19 protein-coding genes and 3 pseudogenes are annotated in these 23,585 nt (G+C 60.3%); 9 read left to right on the forward strand and 13 right to left on the reverse strand.

Annotated elements, in window-relative coordinates; translation table 11 throughout:
• Nucleotides 1–53: 53 nt before the first annotated feature.
• From OKW29_RS09215 to OKW29_RS09230, 4 genes are all read right to left on the reverse strand, one after another.
• Nucleotides 54–1,040, reverse strand: a complete 987-nt coding sequence (locus tag OKW29_RS09215) for a cytochrome d ubiquinol oxidase subunit II (protein WP_429290828.1) — start codon at nucleotides 1,038–1,040, stop codon at nucleotides 54–56.
• 49 nt (nucleotides 1,041–1,089) lie between these two features.
• On the reverse strand, nucleotides 1,090–2,487 hold the full coding sequence (locus OKW29_RS09220; protein WP_429290829.1) for a cytochrome ubiquinol oxidase subunit I: 1,398 nt from the start codon (nucleotides 2,485–2,487) through the stop codon (nucleotides 1,090–1,092).
• A 511-nt stretch (nucleotides 2,488–2,998) separates the two neighbouring features.
• Entirely contained in the window at nucleotides 2,999–3,127 is a 129-nt protein-coding gene (locus tag OKW29_RS09225) for a hypothetical protein (RefSeq protein ID WP_429290830.1), read from the reverse strand.
• 108 nt (nucleotides 3,128–3,235) lie between these two features.
• The gene (locus OKW29_RS09230; RefSeq protein WP_429290831.1) at nucleotides 3,236–4,183 is read right to left on the reverse strand and encodes a LysR family transcriptional regulator; all 948 of its coding nucleotides are present in this window, start codon (nucleotides 4,181–4,183) and stop codon (nucleotides 3,236–3,238) included.
• Between the two features lie 70 nt (nucleotides 4,184–4,253).
• Between OKW29_RS09230 and budA the strand changes: the two genes are divergently transcribed.
• From budA to OKW29_RS09245, 3 genes are all read left to right on the forward strand, one after another.
• The gene (gene budA, locus OKW29_RS09235) at nucleotides 4,254–5,072 is read left to right on the forward strand and encodes an acetolactate decarboxylase (protein ID WP_429292469.1); all 819 of its coding nucleotides are present in this window, start codon (nucleotides 4,254–4,256) and stop codon (nucleotides 5,070–5,072) included.
• A gap of 73 nt (nucleotides 5,073–5,145) precedes the next feature.
• Nucleotides 5,146–6,831 carry an acetolactate synthase AlsS gene (gene alsS / locus OKW29_RS09240; protein WP_429290832.1) on the forward strand — a complete coding sequence of 562 codons (1,686 nt, stop codon included), beginning with the start codon at nucleotides 5,146–5,148 and terminating at the stop codon, nucleotides 6,829–6,831.
• 304 nt (nucleotides 6,832–7,135) lie between these two features.
• The gene (locus OKW29_RS09245) at nucleotides 7,136–8,047 is read left to right on the forward strand and encodes a LysR substrate-binding domain-containing protein (RefSeq protein ID WP_429290833.1); all 912 of its coding nucleotides are present in this window, start codon (nucleotides 7,136–7,138) and stop codon (nucleotides 8,045–8,047) included.
• An 82-nt stretch (nucleotides 8,048–8,129) separates the two neighbouring features.
• On the opposite strand, the gene OKW29_RS09250 is transcribed toward OKW29_RS09245, so the two are convergent.
• The 6 genes and pseudogenes from OKW29_RS09250 to OKW29_RS09275 all read right to left on the reverse strand — a co-directional run.
• Nucleotides 8,130–8,585 (reverse strand): FKBP-type peptidyl-prolyl cis-trans isomerase, encoded by a 456-nt coding sequence (locus tag OKW29_RS09250; RefSeq protein WP_429290834.1) that lies wholly within the window; start codon nucleotides 8,583–8,585, stop codon nucleotides 8,130–8,132.
• Between the two features lie 13 nt (nucleotides 8,586–8,598).
• Complete coding sequence (folC, locus tag OKW29_RS09255; protein ID WP_429290835.1) at nucleotides 8,599–9,909, reverse strand: bifunctional tetrahydrofolate synthase/dihydrofolate synthase; 1,311 nt, start codon at nucleotides 9,907–9,909, stop codon at nucleotides 8,599–8,601.
• 338 nt (nucleotides 9,910–10,247) lie between these two features.
• Nucleotides 10,248–10,547, reverse strand: coding sequence for a histidine kinase dimerization/phospho-acceptor domain-containing protein (locus tag OKW29_RS09260; protein ID WP_429290836.1), 300 nt, complete (start codon nucleotides 10,545–10,547; stop codon nucleotides 10,248–10,250).
• A 233-nt stretch (nucleotides 10,548–10,780) separates the two neighbouring features.
• Nucleotides 10,781–12,913: an ATP-binding protein gene (locus OKW29_RS09265; RefSeq protein ID WP_429290837.1), complete on the reverse strand. Its 2,133-nt coding sequence runs from the start codon at nucleotides 12,911–12,913 to the stop codon at nucleotides 10,781–10,783.
• Nucleotides 12,910–14,061, reverse strand: a complete 1,152-nt coding sequence (locus OKW29_RS09270; RefSeq protein ID WP_429290838.1) for a substrate-binding domain-containing protein — start codon at nucleotides 14,059–14,061, stop codon at nucleotides 12,910–12,912. Before OKW29_RS09270 ends, OKW29_RS09265 begins: the two co-directional genes overlap by 4 nt.
• Nucleotides 14,062–14,440: 379 nt before the next feature.
• A pseudogene (locus tag OKW29_RS09275) lies at nucleotides 14,441–14,563 on the reverse strand (IS6 family transposase); the annotation flags it as partial.
• A 541-nt stretch (nucleotides 14,564–15,104) separates the two neighbouring features.
• On the opposite strand from OKW29_RS09275, the pseudogene OKW29_RS09280 reads away from it, so the two are divergent.
• Both OKW29_RS09280 and OKW29_RS09285 read left to right on the forward strand, forming a co-directional pair.
• Nucleotides 15,105–15,203: pseudogene (locus tag OKW29_RS09280) on the forward strand (hypothetical protein); the annotation flags it as partial.
• 71 nt (nucleotides 15,204–15,274) lie between these two features.
• A pseudogene (locus OKW29_RS09285) lies at nucleotides 15,275–15,379 on the forward strand (ATP-binding protein); the annotation flags it as partial.
• 793 nt (nucleotides 15,380–16,172) lie between these two features.
• On the opposite strand, the gene OKW29_RS09290 reads toward OKW29_RS09285, so the two are convergent.
• The gene (locus OKW29_RS09290; protein ID WP_429290839.1) at nucleotides 16,173–16,649 is read right to left on the reverse strand and encodes a hypothetical protein; all 477 of its coding nucleotides are present in this window, start codon (nucleotides 16,647–16,649) and stop codon (nucleotides 16,173–16,175) included.
• Nucleotides 16,650–17,315: 666 nt separating this feature from the next.
• Between OKW29_RS09290 and OKW29_RS09295 the strand changes: the two genes are divergently transcribed.
• On the forward strand, nucleotides 17,316–17,756 hold the full coding sequence (locus tag OKW29_RS09295) for a response regulator transcription factor (protein ID WP_260330610.1): 441 nt from the start codon (nucleotides 17,316–17,318) through the stop codon (nucleotides 17,754–17,756).
• Between the two features lie 60 nt (nucleotides 17,757–17,816).
• Here OKW29_RS09295 and OKW29_RS09300 read toward each other — a convergent pair whose 3' ends face one another.
• Nucleotides 17,817–18,488, reverse strand: a complete 672-nt coding sequence (locus OKW29_RS09300; RefSeq protein WP_187628426.1) for a response regulator transcription factor — start codon at nucleotides 18,486–18,488, stop codon at nucleotides 17,817–17,819.
• A gap of 451 nt (nucleotides 18,489–18,939) precedes the next feature.
• Entirely contained in the window at nucleotides 18,940–19,173 is a 234-nt protein-coding gene (locus OKW29_RS09305; protein ID WP_429290840.1) for an ATP-binding protein, read from the reverse strand.
• A 513-nt stretch (nucleotides 19,174–19,686) separates the two neighbouring features.
• Here OKW29_RS09305 and OKW29_RS09310 point away from each other — a divergent pair.
• The 3 genes from OKW29_RS09310 to OKW29_RS09320 all read left to right on the forward strand — a co-directional run bounded on the left by OKW29_RS09310 (nucleotide 19,687) and on the right by OKW29_RS09320 (nucleotide 23,462).
• Entirely contained in the window at nucleotides 19,687–20,112 is a 426-nt protein-coding gene (locus OKW29_RS09310; RefSeq protein ID WP_429290841.1) for a hypothetical protein, read from the forward strand.
• A gap of 17 nt (nucleotides 20,113–20,129) precedes the next feature.
• Nucleotides 20,130–20,489 (forward strand): hypothetical protein, encoded by a 360-nt coding sequence (locus tag OKW29_RS09315; RefSeq protein WP_184072440.1) that lies wholly within the window; start codon nucleotides 20,130–20,132, stop codon nucleotides 20,487–20,489.
• Nucleotides 20,490–22,097: 1,608 nt separating this feature from the next.
• Nucleotides 22,098–23,462, forward strand: coding sequence for a lyase family protein (locus tag OKW29_RS09320; RefSeq protein WP_429290842.1), 1,365 nt, complete (start codon nucleotides 22,098–22,100; stop codon nucleotides 23,460–23,462).
• The last annotated feature ends 123 nt before the right edge of the window (nucleotides 23,463–23,585 follow it).

Below are 23,585 nucleotides of genomic sequence, written 5' to 3' on the forward strand. Positions count from 1 at the left end.
TCCGATCTGACGGAGCTGACGTTCTCGCTTTCTTTCGGACTCGACGGGATAGCCTAATGCTTGACCGGGACGACCTTGCCCCGGAAAAGGTAGTACTGGTACAGGTTGTAGCCGATCATGACCGGGAACAGCATTCCAATACCGAAGAGCATGAACGTCAACGTCGTGCTGTCCGAGGCTGCGGACGCAACCGTCAGTTGACCCGGAACAAGGTAGGGGAACAAGCTGATAGCCAGCCCTGCGAACGACACGACGAACAGGATCGTCGAACCCACGAACGGGCCATGTTCTCCGCGCATGAAGATCGAATACAGAACATACACGGACGCCAGCGCCGCCAGAATGGCGAGAGCAATCAACACATGCAATACGCCATGATCCTGCCAGCGGGTGATGCCGATTGGGCTCACCTTCAACGTGCCGAGCGAAACTGCGATTGCCGCGATGACGGTCGTGAAGAGGGTGATCACCGAACACCCACGCGCCGCGCTTGCGATCGCGCCAGTGGTCTTCTTCACGAGCCATGTCGCACCGAGCAGGCAGTAACCCGATACAACACCGATTGCGGTCACCGCGATCAAGCCGAAGCTCGCGCTGCCGGGGGTGAATCCGGTAATGATCCTCCCAAGGATGATGCCTTGCGCGACTGCGGCGAGCAGGCTACCAATACCAAACACTCGGTCCCAGGCTACCTTGCTGGTATGCGCTGCATGCCGGAATTCGATTGCCGCGCCCCGCATGATGAGGCTTGCGATAAGCATCATCACGGGAACATAAAGATCCGAAAGAATCATTGCATAAGCGGGGGGGAAGGCGCCGAACAGCGCACCCCCTAACACCACCAACCAGGTCTCGTTGGCATCCCATACGTGGCCAATGGACTGAATCATGAGGTCCCGGTCGTTGGCCCGACGCCGGAACAGGGTAAGCACGCCGACACCGAGATCGAAACCGTCGGTCACGACATAGAGCACGAGCATCAGGCCGATAAGACCAAACCACGCATGGCTCAGAAGGTTCTGAGTTGATGAGGGATTCATTTTGCTTGCCTATAGGTGTAAGACTGTGCGGTAAGGGTGCACGCTATGGCTAGTAGTCAATGGCACGCGAACCGACGGTGCGGATCGGCTCAGCCGGCGGCGGCATCAGCGTCAGATCCGGGCCGTTCTTCAACCAGCGACGTGCGAAGATGAAAAACGAAACGATCAGGATCACATAGAAGGTTGCGAACATCACCATGCTGCCGGTGATCGCCGTCGGCGAGATGGCCGAGGCAGCGTGCTGCGTGCGCATGAGCCCATATACAACCCACGGTTGACGACCCACTTCGCGGACAATCCAACCGCATTCCACCGCGATGTACGGCAGCGGAATGGCCAAAACCCAGGCGAGGAGCAGCTTGCGCTGTGCGACGAGTGCGTCCACGCGACCGCGCGCTCGACCGATTGCGTAGATGGTCCAGAAGGCGAGCACCATGAACAGGAAGCCGATACCGGCCATCACCCGGAATGCGTAGTAGAGCAGCGGGATCATCGGCGGCTGGTCGGCGACCGGAATGTCCCTGAGTCCCTTCACCTGACCGTGAAGACTGTGGGTACCGAGGATGCTGAGCATGCCGGGAATCTCGAGCGACCAGTCATTGGCCTGCCTGGCAGCGTCAGGCCATGCAATCAGCGACCAGCTTGCACCAGTGCCCGGTGCGTTTGTTCGCCAGTGGCCTTCGATCGCCGCACCCTTGGCTGGCTGGGTTGCGAAGACGTCGCCGCCGCTGGAGTCGCCCAGCCAGATCTGTACGGGAGCGACGAAGCAAAGCATCAGCAGCGCGAGCTTGAACGAGCGGACGAAAAACTCCGGATGGCGGCGCTTGAGCAGATAGTAGGCCGAGATGCCGGCGACCACGACCAGACCGGTTTCCAGCGCGGCGAACCACATATGGGAAACACCCCAGGGCATATCGGGGTTGAAGATCGCTTTTACGTAGTCGGTCACCACGAGTTTGCCATCCACGACAGCGACGCCCGCCGGTGTTTGCAGCCACGAATTCGCGACCATGATCCAGAACGCGGAAATCGATGAGCCCAGCGCCACCATCGCGGTGGCGAACAGGTGCACCCCCTTGGGAACACGCCCCCAGCCGAGCATCATGATGCCGATAAAACCGGCCTCAAGCATGAAGGCCATCGCGCCCTCAAAGCCCAGGATATTGCCGAAGAACTGCCCGGTGTACTGCGAAAACGGTCCCCAGTTGGTGCCGAACTGAAACTCCATTGGGATACCACTTACAACGCCGACAGCGAAATTGAGGATCAGGAGCTTGCTCCAGAAGCGCGCGTGACGGTACCAGACCACATCACTCGTCCTGATCCACAGGATTTCAACAACGAGCAAAAATGCGGCGAGGCTGATCGTCAGGATTGGCCAGAGTATGTGGAAAATTGCGGTCATCGCAAACTGGCCGCGCGCCAGATTTAAAGCTTCGACAGACATTTTATTTACCAGATGGTTGACGATGAGGCTCGCCCGGCAAGGGCGCGTCTCAACTGGTAGAAGAAGAACGCTTTATTAAATTTCAGCGTCCAAATGCAATGCCCACACGAAGATCACCGAAGGAGTGACCCGCATGATCCTGGGAATGCCCGATGCGAACGGGCGCGAAGTCAGGATCATTCCGGCCATCGCTGACTCCTGAAAGAGCTGAAGATCCGCTGTATTCGCCCGTCATTTCGGTGAAGCACTTCCCACAGCAGACGGCAGTAATATTGGCCAATAGTTCACGCGCTTCTGGACGTCTTCCTTCATCTCGCCGCATTCATCGCAGCGATCCAGGACACAGAGGTCGGGAGCGCCACCGTTCGAGCGCGTTCATGTCAGCAGCCCTCGCGTCGATCTGCGACGCCGACGGCGATGATGTTCGCGGCCATCTTCCGCAGTTCTGCCGACGTTGGATCATCTCGGCGCAGCTCGAGTAAATCTCTTGCGTTCGTGCTCATCGTGGCCCTCACTGGATACAGATGTGGCTAAGGTCAACAGTCCGGCGATACACGTTCTTGTTCAGCCAGGGGACGAACGTGTACTCGTCGTACGCGTTGCTACCGATATGAATCCAGTTATGCAGAACGTTTGACATGGCGCCTCTCGAATGAAATCGCAAAGTCCATGGAATCAAGATACATGGACGACGCGACGAAAGCCATTCTACGAACGGTCGCTGCGATCCTTCGTTGGCATAGCGCACTCATACGTTTGGATACCTCATGGCATCCAGGAAGTGAGTTTCGAGTGGGTGCGCGGGACGGTTCCTGCTCAGGCGCCTCGCGACCTCCAGGAAATCGCGAACGACTTTAGAAAACTCGGTCGACCGATACGCAATGACGATTTGCGCCTTGGGCTGAGCTCCCTGGATCGCACGGTAGGTCACCCCGGTCGCCAACAGCTGGCGGATCGAGTGGGGGACGATCGAGACGCCGAAGCCCGCTGCAACCATGCTGACGGCGGATGCGACCTGGGTGGACTCCTGCCCAAGCAGCGGGCTGAAGCCGGCGCGTTGGCACGCGGATATCACTTCGTCATACAGAACGGGCGCAATTTCCCGGGGGAACATGATCAACGTCTCCTCGGCAATCGAGCGCAGGCTGATGCTTGCAGACGCGGCCAACCGGTGTTGCGGTGGCAGTACCAGCAGCATCTCTTCATCGAAGAGCGCCTCGATCTTCACGCGTTCCGAGTCCTGCGAAGTTTGGCGAATGATCGCCAGGTCAATGCGTTCGGCCAGCAAATCGTCAATCAACGCCGCGACATTGCTCTCGGATGGCGACAGTCTGACATCAGGGTGCAATTCACGATATGCGCGAACGATTTCGGGAATGACGGGATGAAAGACAACTGAGCTTGCGAAGCCGACGCGGATGTGACCGGTTTGTCCACGGGCTGCGCTCTGTACGCGGCTTCTCGCCTGCTCGACCTGATCGAGGATGCGCCTTGCGTCCTCGTAGAGGACGCGGCCGGCATCCGTCAGTTCGACGCCGCGCGTCAGGCGCCGGAACAACTGTGTGCCGATTTCACGCTCCAGCTTGCGTATCTGTTGGCTTAGCGGGGGCTGCGCCATCCCAAGCCGCTCCGCGGCGCGAGTGAAATGCCGTTCTTCGGCAACGACCACGAAATACCTGGGGTAGGGAAATTCCATATCTATCTCGTCTTAAAGAAGGCTGCTTTCTGTATTAGACGCGTGCATTGCCGCGCACCATACTGTGGTCATGCCAACACCTTTGCAGGAAACCGGAGTTATGGAAGCCACAGTCGCGTGTTCTTGTGCCCATGAGATTTCAAAATCATTTGCATCTCTAAGAGAAAAGGAAGCTGATCTCGAACTGAGTGAGATTTATCAAACCTCGTTGATGAGCGCGCTGATTGACGGCGTGTATGACGGAAACGTGACGATCGCGGAGTTGCTCGAACACGGCGACTTCGGTCTGGGCACGTTCAATAAGCTCGATGGGGAGCTCGTCGCGTTCGACAGCGAAGTTCACCAGTTGCGTGAGGACGGAAGCGCGCGTGTCGCAGCGATGGACCAGAAGACGCCGTTCGCGGTGATGACGCACTTTCGCCCTACGATCAGTGGGGAACTCATGACCGCGCTTGACAAGCTCGAAGTGCAGGACATCATCGATAAACTGGTCGGGTCGCCGAATCTTTTTTGCGCTTTTCGTATCGACGGCCGTTTCGAGCGCGTCGAGACGCGCACGGTGCCACGCCAGACCAAACCATACCGGCCCATGCTTCAGGCAATCGAGCGGCAGCCGGTCTTCAAGTTTGAAGAAACATCGGGCACGCTGATCGGATTTCGTTGCCCCCCGTACGTGCAGGGTATCAACGTGGCGGGCTTTCACGTCCACTACATCACCGACGATCGACGCGGCGGCGGCCATGTCCTCGACTATCGCCTGCTCGAAGGCAAGCTCGAGATCGCGAAGATCTCGAAGCTGCGCATCGATCTTCCGCAGACCGAGAGCTTTCAGCAAGCCACGTTGCACTCGGAGGAAATGAGCAAGGCAATCGAGGCCGCTGAAGGTTGAATGACCGGCTGATGAATCAGCCGGTCGACACAGGCGTTGCTTCATGAACTGTTGAAAATTACTGGAGTTGAACATGTTGAAGAGTGAAAGCGACGTCGAAACGTCGTGGAAATGTGGCGCTGATCTGGTGGTCCGCAACCTCGAAACACAAGGCGTGAAGCATGTGTTTGGCATTCCGGGCGCCAAGGTCGATCGTGTATTCGATTCATTGGTCGACTCGTCGATCGAGACTGTGGTGGTCCGGCACGAGGCGAATGCGGCCTTCATGGCGGCGGCCGTGGGCCGGCTGACGGGCAAGGCGGGCGTTGCGCTCGTCACCTCTGGCCCAGGCGTCTCGAATCTCACCACGGGTCTTGCGACGGCGAATTCGGAAGGCGACGCGATGGTGGCGATCGGTGGCGCGGTGCCGCTTGACGACCGGCTCAAGCAGGTCCACCAGACGATGGATACCGTGAGCCTGTTCAAGCCGATTACGAAGTTCAGCGCGGAAGTCGTCACGTCATCAACCATTTCGGAGGTGCTGTGCAATGCGTTTCGGGCTGCCGAGCGTCCCCGTCCTGGTGCAGCATTCGTCAGCCTGCCGATGGACCTCGTCAACGCCCCGGCCACAGGCGATGCATTGACCGATCTTCCTTCTCCCGAACTGGGGCCCGCAGCGGCGGACAGCATCCGCGCGGCTGCCGAACTGCTCGGGGAGGCGCGCAACCCCGTCCTGCTGCTCGGCATGCTCGCCAGCACCCCGGAGAATGCAGCGGCGGTCCGCAGTTTTATCGAGAAAACGGGCGTGGCCGTCGTTGGCACCTTTCAGGCAGCGGGGGCGCTGGGCTCGCCGCAATTCGCGAATTTCGCCGGACGCGTCGGTCTGTGGAACAACCAGCCCGGCGATCGGTTGCTCGATCAGGCCGATGTCGTAGTGACGGTCGGTTACAACCCCGTTGAATACGAGCCGCCCAAGTGGAACAAGAATCCGCGGCGCACGCTGATTCACATCGATGTGGTGCCGGCCGATGTCGATCGATACTATCGGCCCGCCGTAGAACTCGTCGGTAGCATCGCGAAGACGCTCGACGTGCTTGCCCCGGAAGCGGGTACCTTGAGCCGCTCGCCGGATACAAACGCCATTCTCGTAACACATACCAGTGCGCGCCTGGCGTTGGCCAAGTGGTCCGCGGCATTGGGAGGCTCGCCGGTCCATCCGTTGCGCATCGTCCATGAATTGCAGAACGTCGTAGGCGACGATACGACGATGTGTGTCGATATGGGCAGCTTCCACATCTGGATTGCGCGGTACCTGCACAGTTTCCGTGCGCGGCAGCTGCTGATTACGAATGGTCAGCAGACGATGGGCGTGGCGCTGCCATGGGCGATCGCGGCATCGCTCGTACGTCCGGGCGAAAAGGTCATCTCGGTGTCGGGCGACGGGAGCTTCATGCAGTCCAGCATGGAACTGGAGACCGCCGTGCGCCTGAAAGCCAACCTCGTCCATGTGATCTGGGTCGATAACATGTACAACATGGTCGGGATTCAGGAGGTCCAGAAGTACAAGCGGCGTTCGGGCGTCGAATTTGGGCCGATCGACTTCAAGGCCTACGCGCAATCGTTCGGAGCGGCGGGTTTCGCGGTTGAGTCGGCTGACGAACTGCGCTCGACCTTGCACAAGGCGATGTCTGTCGATGGCCCCGCCGTCGTTGCGATCCCGGTCGATTACTCGGACAACCCGAAGCTGATGGAGCCGTTGAGGTCGGACTATCTGATCTGAGCAACAGGTCAGAGCACCTCGACGCGGAGTGCGGCGCAGTCCGGATGTCAAGTTGTCTGCTCCGGGCCGAACAACGTCAACAGGATCGCTACGTTCGAATGCCTTGTCGCTGGTTCAATGTCCATATTCCGATCTGGTCGTCTGTTGTAGTCCATTCGCGCCCTGACGACGCGTCGGAGAGCTTCGCCATGCTTACCCGTTGTCGGGGATGATGTGAGCAGTATCTGGCGATCTGGGATAAAGTCCAATATATTGAGCGCGGTGATTTCGATATCTTTAAGTACATAACAGGATGGATGCTGGCATGGAGCTTCGACATCTACGCTATTTCGTTGTAGTGGCCGAGGAACGGCACTTCACGCGGGCTGCGGAGCGACTCGGTATCGGGCAGCCACCGTTGAGCCTGCAGATCCAGCGACTCGAGCGCGATATCGGCGCACAGCTATTCCGCCGTCTGTCGCGAGGCGTCGAACTGACCGAGGCAGGCGAACTGTTGTTCGACAACGCGCGTCAGATCCTTGCTCAGGTCGATCGCACGTGCGCGGACGTGCAGCGCCTCTCCCGAGGCGAGCTGGGACACCTGCGAGTGGGGTTTGCGGGAGCCACTTATTTCCAGTCGCTGGTGCCGGCCATCATTCGCGAATACCGCGGCCAGCATCCCGACGTCACGGTGTCGCCGGAGCAGAGCAATACGCCATCGTTGGTGGATGGCCTGCTCGAAGGCCGCGTCGACGTGGCGTTCATCCGGCCGCCGATCATGAGCGCCGACGCACTGGAGGTGGAGTTGCTGGTCAAAGAGGATATGGTCGTGGCTCTACCGCATACCCATCCACTGGCGCAGCCCGGCGCGGCGGTATCGCTGTCCGCACTCGCAGGGGAGACCTTCATCCTGTTCCCGCGTTCGATCGGCGCGGGGCTTTACGACGCGGTCACGGGCGCCTGTCAGCGTGCCGGTTTCATTCCGAGACTTGGCCAGGAGGCGCCACAAATTACCTCGATCGTGCCGATGGTAGGAGCCGGCTTCGGCGTTTCGATCGTGCCGCGCTCGACCAGCCAGATCCGGACTGACGAAGTGGTCTATCTGCCGATTGCCGGCGATGCGCCCAAGGCGCCGATCAGTCTTGCGTGGCGGCGCCACGATCCGTCGCAAGTGGTGCGCCGCTTTCTGGTGGTCGCCCGGCGAATGGCAAAGGACTGGCGCAAAGTGCAACGGTGAGGCCCTGCGAGTCAGGATCGACGGCCTGGCAGCGCCAGCCGGATCCCGGCTTCGGCGAGAGTCGTATCCGTCATGCTAACGATTACAAAATCCCGATGATTTTCACTTCGAACGCCAGCGCCTGGCCGGCGAGCGGATGATTAAAATCGAACAGGGCGGACGTTTCGTTGACTTCCTTCAGTACGCCCGCGTAGCGTTCGCCACCCGGTGCGTTGAATTCGACGAGATCGCCCGGCGAAAAATCCTCACCGATCATGCTGTTTTCACGCAGCGTGGCAAGCGACACCCGCTGGATCAGATCGGGATTGCGCGGGCCGAATGCCTGCCCCGGGGCTAGCTGAAAGGTCGAATGGTGGCCGACCTTCGATCCCAGCAGAATATCTTCCAGCGGCGGCGCCAGTTGGCCCGCACCCAGCAGCAGTGTGGCTGGCTTGTCGGTAAAGGTGTTGATGACTTCAGTGCCATCGGCAAGCGAAAGCCGGTAATGGAGCGTGACGTGCGAGCCGGGTTTTACTTCAGAGATGTCGATGATGCTCATGCCTGCCGCCTGTTCAGTGTTGCTGCGATTTACGATACGCCATCACGCCGGCTACCGTATAGAAACTGCCGAAAACGACGATCCGATCATTCTCCGACGCTCGTTTTAGCGCGTCTTGATAGGCGTCTGCCGGTGACGCGAAGCGCGTGACGCTGCTGTCGGCGCCGTCGGTCAAACCAGCCTCGCGCAGCGCAGCCTCCACGGTCTGAGCGGAGGCCGCGCGCGGCGTCGGCAGATCGGTCACGCACCAGTGGTCGACTTCGGCCTTCATGTGCTTGATCACGCCAGCGATGTCCTTGTCCTGCATCGAGCCAAATACCGCATACGTGTACGGGAAATAGCCCATGTTGCCGAGGTTCTGCTTGAGCACCGCGGCTGCGTGCGGGTTATGGCCGACGTCGAGCACGATCGACGGCTTGCCCGGCAGCACCTGGAAACGGCCCGGGAGTTCGACGTTCGCCAGACCGAGGCGGATGTCCTGCGCGGAGACCGGCAGACGGTCCCGCAGTGCCTCGATGGCCGCGAGCGCGGCCGACGTATTGATCAGCTGGTTCGCGCCGCGCAGCGCCGGGTACGCCAGCGCCGAACGCCGCAGCTTGCGGCCGACATAGCTCCATTGCTGACGCTCGCTGCCCGCCTGCCCTTCGTAGCGGAAATCGCGCCCGAATAGCCACAGATCGGCGCCAATCTGCCCGGCGTGATCGATCAGCGTCTGCGGCGGCACCGGGTCGGCGCAGATCGCCGGCTTGGCCGCGCGGAAGATGCCGGCCTTCTCGAAGCCGATCTTCTCGCGCGTGTCGCCGAGGTACTCGGTGTGATCGATGTCGATGCTCGTGATGATCGCGCAGTCGGTGTCGAGGATATTGACGGCGTCGAGACGCCCGCCGAGGCCTACCTCGAAAATGACCGCGTCCAGCCTGCGCGAGGCGAACAGATGCATGATCGCCAGCGTCGTGAATTCGAAGTACGTCAGCAAAACCGGTTCAGAGAGGCTCAAGCGCGCCGCTTCGACCGCCTCGAAATGCGGCAGCAGGTCGGCGTCGCTCGTGATCGCGCCGTTCACCCGCGCTCGCTCATTGAACGCCAGCAAATGTGGGGAGGTATGGCAGCCAACCCGGTAACCCGCGCGCAGCAGGATCGCTTCGAGGATCGCGCAGGTCGAACTCTTGCCGTTGGTGCCGCCAACCGTAATCACCGGACAGTCAAAGGAAACTTGCAGTGCGTCGCGCACCTGGCTGATCCGCTGCAAACCCAAGTCGATGCCGACCGTATGCGCGGATTCGAGGTGCGTGAGCCACGCGTCGAGAGTGGGGAATGTGGTCATCGGATAGGTTGATTCCTGCCTGTTGTCATGGACGTTAGGAGCAGTATCTGGCGATGCGGGGTAAAGTCCAATATATTCAGAGTGATGACTTCGATATAGTTTAGTAAATAACAGGACGCTGGCATGGAGTGAAAAAGGCTAGCTCGCAGTCGGACAGCGTCATGCCGGACAACCACAATCCGGGTCAAAAGTCGGATTGACTCGCCGCATGGACGAACGGCTGCAAAGGCCGATTATGCAAAGTTGTCGATTATGGAAAGTAGTTGGTCGGAAGCCAGGTGGAGAGCTGGTGGGCAGCGGCTAGCATGAATTCCGGCCCTTGCATAATCACACCGCCTTCAGGAAGCTGAGGCACCCACGCGCTCAGCCGGCAACGAAAAGCGGAAGATGGCACCGCGCGGATCGTTTGGAGCGGCTTCCAGCCGTCCTGCGTGCGACTCCACAATCGAACGGCAGATGGTTAATCCCATGTCCTCGATGATCCTTGCGATGTTCTCGCACGTCCTTTCCACATTGGGCTCATCCCGCTGGAGCCACCCCAGGCAGGAACTGGCAGAGGTGGCTATCGCGGCAATGGGCTGTTTTAGCTCGTGAGACAGGGAGGCGGCCAGCTCTCCCAACATACTGACCCGGTTCATATGCACGAGATCAGCCTCTAGCCGGCAACGGTGGATCAGGCAGCTCCATGAACGCAACGGCTATCACAAAACGCTGACCGCCATTGCCAACAAGCATGCCCGCATGCTGTGGGTGATGGTCGCGAAGGACTTCGTTGCCTCCATAGCTGCGCCGTTTGCTTCCGGCGGGAGCGGTTGTCGGGCGGCGCTTGCACCCGCTAGAAAGCGCCGCCTTTTCACGGCGCACACCCATTTCAGTCGATGGCACCGCGTGAACGAACGTCTGCACCCGTCGTGACACCGGGCGGGCATGGCGACACGGCCAGGGTGAACTGAAACACGGCGCCGCGGGGCTCGTTCGAGCTCGCCGACAGACGTCCTCCGTGCGCTTCTATAATCGAACGACAAATCGAGAGCCCCATCCCCATGCCGCCAGCCTTCGTCGTGTAAAACGGCTCAAAGAGACGCTCCACGTTGTCGACCGCCAACCCTGGTCCCGAATCGCGCACGGAAACGAGGACGTGGCCCGAATTGTCGTTGGCGGTGCTGATGATCATTTCCCGCCGGCCGTCTTCAACGACGCTCATCGCCTCCACGGCGTTGATGATGAGGTTCAGCATGACCTGTTGGAGTTCGACGCGATCGCCTTCAACGGGCGGCAAGTCCTCCGCAAGCTGCATCCGCGTGGATACGCCGCTTTTCGCAAGCTCACTGGACGTGAGGGCAATGACCTCATGGATCACCTCGTTCATCTGCAGGCTTTGCTTGAACGGCGGGACGTTCCGGACGAGACCGTGAACCCGGTTCGTGACCTCGCTGGCGCGCTTCGCGTCCTTGATGATTCGATCGAACGCTTGCCGAGCTTGCTCGAGAACCGGCGGATTGGCACCTAACCAAAGCAGCCCGGCCTGAGCATTGGCGACGGTCGCCGCGACCGGCTGCTTGATTTCATGGCTGATCGAGGCCGCGAGGTGCTCCATCGTCGTCACGCGATTCGCGTGCGCCAGCGCCGTCTGAACTTCGCGGTAGCGCCGCTCGCTCTCCCGTAGCTCGGCTTCCGCGCGCTTTTGCTCCGTGATGTCGCGTGAGATGCCGAGCAGGAACTGCGGCTCGCCGCGCGCATCGAGGATCGGGATCTTCATCGTGTGTACGAGGCGCGGCCCATTACGCGTTAGAACCCGTTCCTCCGGCACCTCGACCATCCGCCGCGACTCCAGCACGGCACGATCCTTCAGCGCAAAGAAATCGGCCTCCTGGACCGGAAACAGGTCATGGACGGATTTGCCGATGAGTTCCTCGCGCCGGTAGCCGAGCAGTTGCTCTCCTGCCTTGTTAAAGCGCACGAACTGCAGGGTCGCTGCATCCTTGACGAAGACTACATCCGGGATGTTTTCGATGATGCTGTCCAGGAAATGTTCGCTCGCTTGCGCTGCCTCTTCGGCGCGCTGTCGTTCGGCGATCTCGGCCGTCCGGCCCGCAAGCGCCGTGGTGAGTTCGGCCGTGCGCTGCGTGACGCGTGCCTCGAGTTCGGCGTTGAGCTCCTTCAGCGCATCCTCGGCCTGCCTGCGCTGGCGCCGGTCTTCGAGAAACTGCTCGACTGCGCGCGCCATATCGGCAATCTCGTCCCCGCCGTGAACGGGGACGCCGGCTTGCACGCTGTCGACGTCACCGTGCCGCAGGAAGTGGCTGACTCGGCGCAGCCGTGCCACGACGTGGCGACCGAGGAATGCGCGGGCGATCAGCCAGGCAAGCAGCAGGCTTACCGCAACTTCGCCGATGACCCATCTGCGCGTGCGGTCCGAGTCTTCGGCCAGAGACTGGACCGCTTTGCGGTAGGCGCGCGTGAAATAATCCGACTGCTGGCGCGCCGCGGCCGCCAACGCGTCGGCCTGGCGGCGCAGATCGTCGTCCAGGCTGGCCAATGACGCGCCGGGCCGCGGCGCGGACGCCGGCGCGGCTGCGGCGCGCAGCGCGGTTTCGCGCACCTGCGCCTCGATGTTAACTGTGTTGCGGAAGCGCTGGCTGGACCGATGCAGCGCCAGCGCATCGACAGTGACGGCGTCGGTCGCCGCGGATGCCAGACGGTCTACCAGGCGGTCAAAGGATGCCAGCTGTTCGATGACATGCCGATGCGTCTCGCGCACAGCGTCCACCGTATCGTCACTGGACAACTGTAATGCCAGGCGTTCGATCATCAGCGTGCGCTGCGCCAGGTCCTGTGCATCTTCCTGGCGCGCCAGCCGCTCTTCGGCCAACTGGCGGATCGCGTGGGCCGAACCGGCCAACGAGTAAATGGTCGTGACACCGACCGCGACCACCAGGGCGGCCAGGCACGAAGTGACGAGCGCAAACTGAGCGGTGAGCGACTGGGGGCGCGGTAGTTTCATGGGCGTTGCCAGATGCGGCGATAAATATCGCGGTAGCCATTGGCGGGGTCGTAAATCAGACGATCACCACCGTCGGCGGCGATGTTGTCCGCCGTTACGAGATGCACCGGAAACACGTAACCCGTGACGTCTCCGCCGGCAAAGAGCCGGTTCATCTCGTCGACCAACTGCCAGCCGTGCAGATTCAGGGGTTCGGCCACGGTGCCGGTCTGGAACGTGCCCGTCCGGATACGCAGGAAGGCGGACTCGCTGCCGTCGCCAGCCGACAGCATGGCCATGGCGGCGTTCGGCATTCCGGCCTGGGTCAGCACCGGGGCGGCGTAGTCGAAGTAGATGTCGTTGACGGCCAGCGCATATGTCCAGCGCTTGCCATACCGCGCGAGCAAGGCGCGTGTCGCGCCCGGCATCAGTTCCTGGCTGCGCGAGATCGCCACGTCGCGCACATCGAGCAAGGTGCAGCCGCTGCACGCGCGCACGACGGCAGCCATTTCATCCGCCTTGCCTTGCGCAATTCGGAAATTGGAATCGGTGAAGATGACGACTCCCGCATGCCCGCCGGACTGCACGATGGCCGCCAGCGCGGTCACGCGCGCGACCTCGAGCGGATCCGTCGCCACGTTCATCGCCACGGGCGTGCCGGGCACCGGTCCGGCCCGGGCCGCGACATGCCAGCCGACGATCGGAATGCTCCGCTCGGCAAACGGCCGTAGCCCGGCCAGCAGGGCGCGTGCGTCGCCACCGATGATGATCAGGCCGTCTGGACGACTTGCCAGCGCATTCGCCAGCATCTTCAGCCGCAGGTCCGGCGTGCCGCCGGAGTCGAATATCTTTACGCTCCAGCCGATGACCTTGGCCGCCTCCAGCACACCGTCGACCACGCCGACGATGCCGCCGTTGCGCAAATCCTCGGCGACGATGGCGACGCGTTTCCCGGGTTGCGCGCGCGGCCCGTTGCGCGGCCCGTTCCAGGGTGCAGCGGGTTGCGCCGCCGCATCGACCACACGCTTCGCTTCGGCCAGGTAGTTACTCGCGGCGGCGACAATCGCGGTGACCGTGGCGGAAGAGGCGGGGGACACGGGGGGAGTCAACAAACCCTGCGCCGCGATAACCGACGGCATGCATACGCATGCCAGAATCAACGCCCTCATGCTGCTCCCTAACGGTCCGCTCGGGGTCGATCGACCCAATTGAAGACTACCCAAATGCCGCTCGGAGTGCCATCCAAACAAGCTACAGCCCAAGCCGCCGCGAGTCATCGTCGCGCTGGGGCAGCGGACTTGCGGGTCGCCGCAAGGAGCCCGCGCGGTGGCGTATCACCACTTGTGCAGTGCATTGACGATCGCGGACCATCTGCCGATGCCGGGATAGCCGAGTCGCTGGCGCTGTCCGGCGCAAAGGCCGCCAGTCATGAAGACAAGTCTGCCACACACGTGACGCAACGATGATGCTTATCGCAGGCCGGCAATGAAGGAGGATAACCCTGGCAAAACGGGGTCCCGCAGCATACCGGCCTCTGCTATTGCAACAGAACCGCAACTCCTCGATGTCGCGCAGGCTTAACTGGAGTCGATAGTACCAACGCGCCGCGCAACTGACGACGACGGCGAGGAATCGCTGACCGTGATAGAGGGGTTTGCGTTCTCCATAGATTGAACTTCATAAGCCAATCAATCCGGTACCGTCTGAAATAAGCGCAGACTGCGTAGTCGCTGGACGGCCGGCTTTCGGTGCGGGCGTTAGAACGGGTATGTTTGGGGTGAGGTAAGGTCAGCGAAACGTCAATGGCACCACTCGCATGCTGCGTCCAGTCGGGCGAACGCCTGCTATCGGCGCCGGGTCTTGCCTTTCATCATGCAATCAAAGAGCTGGCCCTGAAAACCGGGTTACTCCGGGTCCGGACATCTATCGCGACCTGGCCGCTCAGGCCGTCGTCATCCTCCTGAGCAACGCCGCCAAGACATTCCTGGTCGCGTTCTTCATCCTGTTCATCGTGGACCACCTGGCGACTCGACATCTGCTGGACATCGCCGCATCGGCGGCCAGCGTCACGCCGGGCGCCGAACTGCCGCCGTTGCGCTTGCGGCGTTTGCGGGTCGAAGGCGATGAGCTCGATCAGCTGGTGGATGCCCTCAACGCAATGCGCGAGAGGCTGCGGCAGCACGCGATCGAGCTGGGAAACGCGAATGCACGCATGGCGGCAATCCTGGACAACATACCGGACCTTGCGTGGGTTGAGGACGCAAACGGCCGTTTCATCGCAGTCAATCGCGCCGTTGCCGCTGCGAATGGATTTGCGGAGCCTCACGACATGATAGGCAAGACCGATTTCGATGCTCATCCACCAGAACTCGCTTTTCCCCGGAAAGCGCCGAGCGCCTTTTCGCCCCCTTCTACACGACGAAATCCACCGGCTTGGGGATGGGGCTGTCGATCTCCCGTTCGATCATCGAAGCACATGGCTCGCGGGGCGGGTTCGCGCTTGCCGACAATCGTCCGCCATACCGATGGCTTGGTTTGCCTGCGTCTTTCATCTGCCCCTTGGCGATGCTGTGTCGCAATAAGGCGCTCCGGTAAATTCTGCGGCCCGACGCCGATGCCGGACACGATGGCCAAGACGCAGAAACCGCCCCGCAAAACACTTCCCGCGGACATTGACCGGGCGCTCAGACGTCTACACTTCGGCCACAATGCTCACGGCAGTAGTACCGGCGCACCGGTCTCGGGATTTGAGGCTGCAGCCCCATGCTCAGGACGTGGTGTGTCGAATATGCCTTGAAGATGCGGGCGCCGCCACCTGAATAGCAGATTTGTGGTGTTAGGGCGGGCAATCAGCGATACCGAAGCTCCCCGTTAGAAGGTCTGCTCGACCAGGCGCCGCGTCGTTTCGACAGGAAAGTTCGGTTGTTTGCTCTTCGGGCTACGACTCAATATCTCGTCCACTTTAGTTCCCACCAAGTCGTTTATTGGGAACTAAACACGCCTGCGCAAACTGAACAAGACGAGCACTCGGACCTCAGAAAGGCCGATTTGACGTCGAGTGCTACCGGTGAAATGAGGGAAGTCGGATAGAAATGTATCGACTACTATTGGATGCAAACTCTGCAAAGGTCGACGGTTCTCCGGTAGACGTTCCGCTGAAGCCATGGGACATAGGTGTATTCGTCGTAAGCGTTCGCGCCGACGTAGATCCAGTTATGCAAACAGTTGGACATGAAAGTCACCTCAAAATGAAGGTTGGGGAAAAAGCGTTGTCGGCGCGTCAGTTGCGCGGCGGCAGTACGGCTACTTCAAAAACGTGACTGTGGTTGCGCTTGTCACGACCATTCCTGCCCGAGGAGGAAAACGCGCAAGCGAGAAACAATGTTTTCGTTACGCAGTCGACGAACGAGACGGCTGGTATCAGGAGCGAGTCTGTGAGCTCAAGCGGGATGGCCGGACCGACTGCAAGCACGCTCATCGCGCACAGAAAACAGAAAACGGGCCGCGCGAAGGGGGCGTCGCCTACGACCGCGAGTCCAGACACCACCACGATCAGGCTTGTGCCTACTGTCGCGCCGAGTGCCGCGTCGCTGTCGGTCAATGCGAAGTCCAAAGATATCTTGATCAATTCCCACCAGCAGACAACTAGCGCCGAAATGGTGACTGCGAGCCCGGTCGATCCGCCGATGCTGTTGCCGTTGGACGCCTTTGTTTCCGCCCGCGGAAAACAGCGATGACCTGTGCGTTTGCTGAACATGGTTAACCTTTGACGGGCATGCCGAGACGAAAACGTGTGTCTCCAACACGTAACGCATCTGAGCCTGTCGACGCACAGAACGACTTGCAGGTCAACGCTCACCGATAGGCGGGGGCGGGACCTGTCGTGCCTTTAAAGGGAGTCGACTTGTAAGCAGCACCGCCTATGATTGCCAGGATAGACGGCCGGGTGGTATCGAATCCATTCTGCGAGCGTTTGGACTTTCGCCCACCGTTGTTTGTCGAGCTCATACGTCGGTATGGCTCGGCTTACCGTCGCTCTGAAAGATCCGAAGCGTAGGTTTTTGCGTTTGAAGACAACGTCGACGCGGGCCGCCGTGGAGCAGTTCAGTCGCGATAATCGGTAATGGAACTTGCCGGACTGCGCGTCTCGCTCTGCAGAAGACTCTAGCAACCGCAAGGAAAAGATATGGGGACAGTCAGAAGAGGTTCGGGGGCAACATTCCGAGGCAGCACCGCGGCGGTAAGATTAGCCACGAGAGGCGTACTCAAGGTTCCTTGGACGGCGTTCGTACGATGAAACCTTGAGCGAGGGCGCGCCCGGCAAGTCTCGATGCGGGGGCCGACGCACTGCGTCTCATCATTCCGGAAGGGATAGTCAGACATACGCCGGTATGATGGACAAGTCGACGCTCCAGGGTCTAGATTGAATAAGCAATCATTGGCAAGCGACCTTATGTCCTCCCGAAGCCCCTCGCAACGACAGCCGCGGGCTTCCGTTTCCGGGATCGTCTGGATTGTCGACGACGACGAATCATCCCGCCTGGCGCTCGAAAGCCTGGTGCAATCGCTTGGCTATTCGACCGAAACTTACTCGCTGCCTTCGGACTATCTGGCGGCGCGGGCGTCGCACCTTCGCACCGAAAACGGAGTCCTGCTTTCCGACGTCCGCATGCCCGGCATGTCAGGACTGGAGTTGCTTGACCGTCTTGTCGCACTGGGCGCCGCGCCGCCGACGATCTTCGTGAGCGCGTTTCCCAGCGACGCGTTGCGAGCGCAGGTGCAGTCCAGCACAGCCATCACGCTGCTCGACAAGCCCGTGGACGCGGCGCTCCTGAAGCGAGCACTTGGCAACGTCGGGATTTAGGCAGGGGCGCTCAAAACAGCGTTTTCGGACCTCTTTCCGTCAATGGCGGCTGGCGCGAGCCTAAGGGCGCGGCTTTGTTTGTTGCCGCCCAATTTCGAGTGCGGCGGCCTTGAAGACGAGATCCGGGAGTGAGCGCGCGCCCATTTTTTTCATCAACTGGCCGCGATGGATTTTCACCGTGATTTCGCTCAGGTTGAGTTGCGCGGCGATCTGCTTGTTGAGCATTCCGCTGACCACCAGCGCCAGGATCTCGCGTTCGCGCGGCGTCAGCGAGGCGTACGCGGCGCGTACAGCCGCGAGGCTGTGTTCCTTTTCGAGGCGTTGCGAGTCTTTCGAAATTGCCTCGGAAATCGCGTCGAGCATATCCTGGTCACGAAACGGCTTCGGGAAAAAATGGAATGCACCAGCTCTCATTGCTCGCACCGACATTTCCATGTCGCCGTGCCCGGTCATGAAGAGAACCGGCATTTGCAGTCCCTCGCGTGCCATCGCCTGCTGGAACGCCAGACCGCTTTCGCCTTTGAGCCTGACATCGAGGATGAGACAGCTCGGGCCGGCGGGTTTGCGAAACGTCACGAATTCCTGCACGGAACAGAACGTCTCGACGGAATACCCGACGGACTCCAGTAGATCGCACAGCGCGAGGCGGATGGACTCTTCGTCGTCGACGACGAAGACTGTCGAGCCGCGGATTCCACCCGTGGACGACGGTACATGCCGATCGGTAGCCATAAACGAGTCCTCAACACGGCACAATGCGGCGGTCTGACGAGACATTTCGCCCGCTTGACAGAGACGCGTCCCCGCCGTTTTGCGCCCATAAGACGCGTTTCAAGTATGACACGGTAAAACGGGAGTAGGGTAGATGTCCGAATGGAGCTTTGCCGACGCCCAAGCGGCCCGCTACCCTTGCATCTACGTCTGCAATGCATCGCACGAAGCGGCTAGAACATGAACCGCGGCATGGGGCGAGGGATACGCCCCCTGTTCGGAGCTTACTATGTCGTCGATGCCAGAGGCGTGCTGCAGATTTACCTCTGCGCGCCTTGGCAAGCGCAGCCACCCGGCCCTGCTTGACGCGGGGGCAGCACGAAAGCAGGAGATACCGGAAAACAGCTGCTGTTGGCCGCTGCATCCCCGGCAGCACAAACGCAGCCGCAGACCGCCCCTGCCGCCGCGGGCTTTAAACCTGCGGTTTTAGGCGCGCTGAGTTGCTGCACGCGGACAATCGTGCCGTTCGACAGGGATCGCGAAGCGAAACACCGCACTGCCAGGCTTGTTCGGCGCCTGCGTCGATGCGCTCGCCATGAGTCTCGGCAAGGGACCTGCAAATGGCAAGGCCCATGCCCTTGCCTCCCGCTTTCGTCGTATGAAACGATTCAAAAAGGTGTTCCAGCTCTGCGTCGCGCAGCCCCACGCCGGTGTCTCATGCTTCGGGCGATGGTGTCCGGCGCTCGCGGGCAACGATCACGCTCACCATATCGCGGCGTAGAGCCCCCGCTTTGGCGCGGTGACCCGGAAGAGCTGCTCGAGCAGCATGCGGCTACGGCCCCACAGTCGCCCACTCGCGTCGCGTACTCAATCGTTATCGAAATCTCGGAGGCGGAGCCTATACGCCCGTATATTCACGCAACTCTGAACACTGTGCCGGTGCATCCCAACGTAGAGGCGTTCCTTCCTTCCGTGTGATAGCCCAATTTCGGTCGCGGCTGTACCGTAAACCCATGCCCGATGCAGCCGCGCTTTGCGCCTACAACGGCCTCCGGTCTGACTAGCGCAGGCGGCTTCGAGCCAAATCGAGGTTCCGTCAAAACTTCGCGTCGCTTGTATTCGCAGCAGCCCCTTTGCCCCGGCGGCGACGTTTGATACTTAGAGCGCAGGCTGCCCGTTGTCAACGACTGGCCGATGCGAAAGACGCAAAGAGGTGGACATGAAAAGCCGGAGCTTCCTGACACGTCAGGAGATTTTCAACCACGCTGTAGAGCATTTATTCGGTCAGGCGCGAGCCTCCCTGCTGCCTCGCGGCGGCGGCGCCTATCGAGGCTACTGCGGCAGCTGTCCGGTCGGCAGCTTCATTAAGCCGTGCGACTATATGACGGCAATGGAAGGCGTGCCCATCCGCTACGTCGCAAAACCGCCAAAGGACGTGCCGGCTTATATGGATATCGGTGTCGCGGCGCTCAAGCGCGCGCTGCTTCGCTCGCGCATCGATGTGTCCGATCCGGTGACTGTCGAATGGCTTAGTTGTCTGCAGAACGTCCACGATGTATTTGGCACATGGGAATGGAGTGAGCGGCTGGCATCAATTGCTCGACAATTTGCCCTGTCGGCCACGTTTCTGAAAGCCGCTGCTTGAGGGTTGCAGGTGTCGTGATGCAGTGCGCAAGAGAGATCTACGAGCGCGTCAGCGCTCATCTGCTTAACCAGGAGGCCGTCTCGGAGGACGAGAACGGCTCATGCCGGCTGCGCGGCGACAACGACCGCGAGTGCGCGGTCGGATCGCTCGTTAGCGACGAGTTCTATCACCCGGACATCGAAGGGATCGGCATTTCGTACTATCGGCACGCCCGGGACGGCAAGCTACTGCAGGCGCTGTATGCATCCAACGTCAATGCCTACGATCCGGGCATTGCCGATCTGCTCTGCGAACTTGAGGAGATTCACGACGGCGCCAGCGTCGATCAGTGGCCAGATCTTCTCGCCGCTCTCGGTAAGCGGTACGGGTTCGTCTGACACGCAAAACGAATAATTGATCGCGCATTGGCGATGCGAGGGTTCGCGAGTCGTAGCGGCCGGTGGCATGCTGATTGATCAGCCACAGGATAGTGAAGCGTGCGTCGCGACCAGATTCCGTCGTTTGCGAGGAAAACCCACCTCTGACCGTCTCCGATGGCCCGACGACGACCAGCCGTAGTCAGCCGCCTTCTGACGGATTCATTTGATCTGTTGCAGAACGACTCAATAATGCAGTTTCTCCACTGCACTACGTTGCCGACCGCTGATCGACTGGAAACCGTACCGTGATGGCGGTGCGCTTGCCACGCAAACTGTCGACAGCAATTTTGCCGCGACCGTCGTCGCACTTCCAGGAGGCAGTCGCGGCCGCTTCGCTCCAGTGTATTGGTCACGGTCTATGTTGATACCTCGACGGACGCGCCAAACGTTTGGCTCGTCACCGATATCTCGGTAAAACGATAGCTGCTGCGGTGCAGGCGCGAGCGAATGAGATGGCGAAAAAAAACGAATCGCATTATCGCGGCCACCGGAACAACACGCATGGGTACACGCCGGCTTTCCGCACGCTGCTGAACGACGGTATCGGACCCTACACCTGAGCGGATTGGTCTTATCCCTGTCGCCGCGTGCGCTATACCGCCGTATAGGCTTTGGACGGGCAGGTAGACGCGCGATAACCGACGGTACGATATCTTCCTGGGTCGCTAGCGTCTATCGTGGGAAATGTGGACAGCGCCTTTGCACAGGGGCGATCGACGGAGTCTGATTCATCCGGCGGCGTCCGAAACGTGATCGTCCAGTGGCATTCGCGCGGCTCGGATGCACGGTAGCGTGCGAGCCAGACCTCGATACGCATACTGATAATGGAGATCCCGTCACACCCTCCTGGAGAAGTAATCCATGTTTGACGAACGAGCACGAGTGAAGGCATTGCAGTTTGCGCAAGTACATCCTTGGCGTCGGGACGTCAAACGGCGAAATACCGGATTCGCTGTCACCGCTGCGACGCATGTCGTCTCCTGGCGACCGCTCATCCAGACAGTATCTGACTTCCTGTTGAACATCGGTGACGCTGCGTTCACCTCGGCGGTGTCGACAAGACCGGTGTTGTTGGCCAGGCATTGCAGCGCTACTCGGCGCTCGCCATGCCGCTAAAGTTTTCTCTTTCCTGTGCGCGATGAGTCTTTTTTGCGTTGCCCTATCGACCCCAATGGCGCTTTAGCGTCCTCGCGCCTTGGCTTCGCGATAGTCATCGACTGCGAAACCGGGGTATTTCCTCGGCCCGTTTCTGCGCCGAGTCGGGGCACTCCGATTAGCCGTCAGAAATTACCGGCATTGGGCGCCGGAAATAAACATGCGGCTATACACCGGCTTCACGAGATCGTGGTCTCACCAACGGCTGCTAAGGAAGTGACATGTCAAACATTTTGCGTAACTGGCTCTATGTAGGCACCAATGCCTACCGCGAATATAGCTTCTGGCCTCGTTCGACCGGAATGCATACCGACGAACCCCGTCCGAACCAGCGCTGCCCTTGATATGCAGAGCGGCCGCTATTGGCTATTGCGTGTGTTATGCAAGCACTCATCCTTGGCAGGAGTGAATATGGAGATCGGCAGACCAGGTTTCCGGGTCGAATACGATTCGCCGGGCAAGCGGGAAATACCCGAGGAAGCGCGATATGGCATTCACACGCCTGGCGCCGTCGAGAACTGTCCCATATCGGGGACGCCGGTAGGCGCATACCCAGACCGGCTGAATGCGCTGGCGGCAGTCAAGCAGGCTGTCGCAGAAGTGAATGCCGAGTTGCATCTACTTGAACCCCCACTTGGTGACGCAATCGTCGCCTCTTGCGTGGAGGCGCAGAAAGGACGCTTGTGTGACCAGTGCTTCGTCGACGTGACTCAGGGCCGCGCTGACACTGAGAACAACATGAACGCCAACGAGGTGATATGCAACCGCGCTCTTGAACTTCTGGGTCGTCCGCGCGGCGACTATATTCATCTGGATCCAGGTGCGCGCATGTGTCCCGGAGGCGGCAATGTCTATTCGACCGTACTTAGGATCTCGATCTGCGCTGCGATTGAACACCTATGTGACGGGTGCGATGCGTTGCGGTCCGCCTTCGTCAGAAAGGCGCAGGAATTCCGCGATTTGCTGCAACTCGACCGAACCACCCAGTTATACGATGCAGTTCACACCACGCTGGCTTTCAAGTTTTTGACGCATGCGCTTATGCTGGACGAACAGATGGTCAGGTTGCGAGCGTCATCCGTGCAGCTTCGTGAAATCTATCTTCGCGCGACGATCGACGCGGGCGCTACGGCCCATTCCGGGTATGAAGTCGAAGCGGTTGAAGTTGAAGCGGTTGATGCGGTAAACGCAATGACCGCGCTCGGTTTGCCTACGGCGTCAACTCCGATTGAAAGAACCCAGGAGTGTGCCGCGTATTTGCGGATTTCCGGCATTTTGACCGACATCGCCGTCGAGCTTTCGAACGCGAGCAGCGACCTCAATCTGATATCCATCCGGGCACTATTCGACGTGCCCGAAAGCGATCTCGCGTGGATGCGGACCGACTCCTTTGTCACGCCTGGCAGACCGAATGCGGTGATTTCCGATGTCGTCCGTCAGATGGCACTCCGGATTTTGGCGAGCGACGTCGCGGTCACGTTCGCGGCTGAATCGGTTCAGGTGCATCCATGCAAGACGCTGGCCGAGCACTGCATCAGGGAGATCGCGGCCGCTTCCGAACAGATCCGGGAGATACCCGAGTGTCGTTGCGCGATGGCGACTGCGGCAAATCCCTGTATTGGCGGCAAGAGTGCTCGCATACCCGGCGCGCATTCCAGATACAGCATGCTAAGAGAGGCGGTGCTGCACCGGCAGCTGATAGCCGAGGAGGAACTCGACCGGGCCCTGCGCGCTGGCGCAGGCGATTTATCGGTAGTTTTGTCGATGCCGGGGTAGAGAGCAAAAGACCCGTGAGGCAAGTGTGCATGTAAGCGCGCGAATCAGACGCTGAGTGCGCGCGTCCCATCGGGAGGGCACATGTTGCCGGCATGCCATGGCGATACGTAGGAGTCCAGCGTA

The sequence above is a fragment of the Paraburkholderia sp. CI3 genome, from assembly GCF_050436505.1.
GTDB classification, from domain to species: Bacteria; Pseudomonadota; Gammaproteobacteria; order Burkholderiales; family Burkholderiaceae; genus Paraburkholderia; species Paraburkholderia tuberum.

Coding starts and splice junctions, on each gene's coding strand:
- OKW29_RS09215 (WP_429290828.1), bottom strand. CDS start 1,040: ATGAATCCCTCATCAACTCAGAACCTTCTGAGCCATGCGTGGTTTGGT.
- OKW29_RS09220 (WP_429290829.1), bottom strand. CDS start 2,487: ATGTCTGTCGAAGCTTTAAATCTGGCGCGCGGCCAGTTTGCGATGACC.
- OKW29_RS09225 (WP_429290830.1), bottom strand. CDS start 3,127: ATGTCAAACGTTCTGCATAACTGGATTCATATCGGTAGCAACGCGTAC.
- OKW29_RS09230 (WP_429290831.1), bottom strand. CDS start 4,183: ATGGAATTTCCCTACCCCAGGTATTTCGTGGTCGTTGCCGAAGAACGG.
- budA (WP_429292469.1), top strand. CDS start 4,254: ATGCCAACACCTTTGCAGGAAACCGGAGTTATGGAAGCCACAGTCGCG.
- alsS (WP_429290832.1), top strand. CDS start 5,146: ATGTTGAAGAGTGAAAGCGACGTCGAAACGTCGTGGAAATGTGGCGCT.
- OKW29_RS09245 (WP_429290833.1), top strand. CDS start 7,136: ATGGAGCTTCGACATCTACGCTATTTCGTTGTAGTGGCCGAGGAACGG.
- OKW29_RS09250 (WP_429290834.1), bottom strand. CDS start 8,585: ATGAGCATCATCGACATCTCTGAAGTAAAACCCGGCTCGCACGTCACG.
- folC (WP_429290835.1), bottom strand. CDS start 9,909: ATGACCACATTCCCCACTCTCGACGCGTGGCTCACGCACCTCGAATCC.
- OKW29_RS09260 (WP_429290836.1), bottom strand. CDS start 10,547: ATGAACCGGGTCAGTATGTTGGGAGAGCTGGCCGCCTCCCTGTCTCAC.
- OKW29_RS09265 (WP_429290837.1), bottom strand. CDS start 12,913: ATGAAACTACCGCGCCCCCAGTCGCTCACCGCTCAGTTTGCGCTCGTC.
- OKW29_RS09270 (WP_429290838.1), bottom strand. CDS start 14,061: ATGAGGGCGTTGATTCTGGCATGCGTATGCATGCCGTCGGTTATCGCG.
- OKW29_RS09290 (WP_429290839.1), bottom strand. CDS start 16,649: ATGTTCAGCAAACGCACAGGTCATCGCTGTTTTCCGCGGGCGGAAACA.
- OKW29_RS09300 (WP_187628426.1), bottom strand. CDS start 18,488: ATGGCTACCGATCGGCATGTACCGTCGTCCACGGGTGGAATCCGCGGC.
- OKW29_RS09310 (WP_429290841.1), top strand. CDS start 19,687: ATGAAAAGCCGGAGCTTCCTGACACGTCAGGAGATTTTCAACCACGCT.
- OKW29_RS09315 (WP_184072440.1), top strand. CDS start 20,130: ATGCAGTGCGCAAGAGAGATCTACGAGCGCGTCAGCGCTCATCTGCTT.
- OKW29_RS09320 (WP_429290842.1), top strand. CDS start 22,098: ATGGAGATCGGCAGACCAGGTTTCCGGGTCGAATACGATTCGCCGGGC.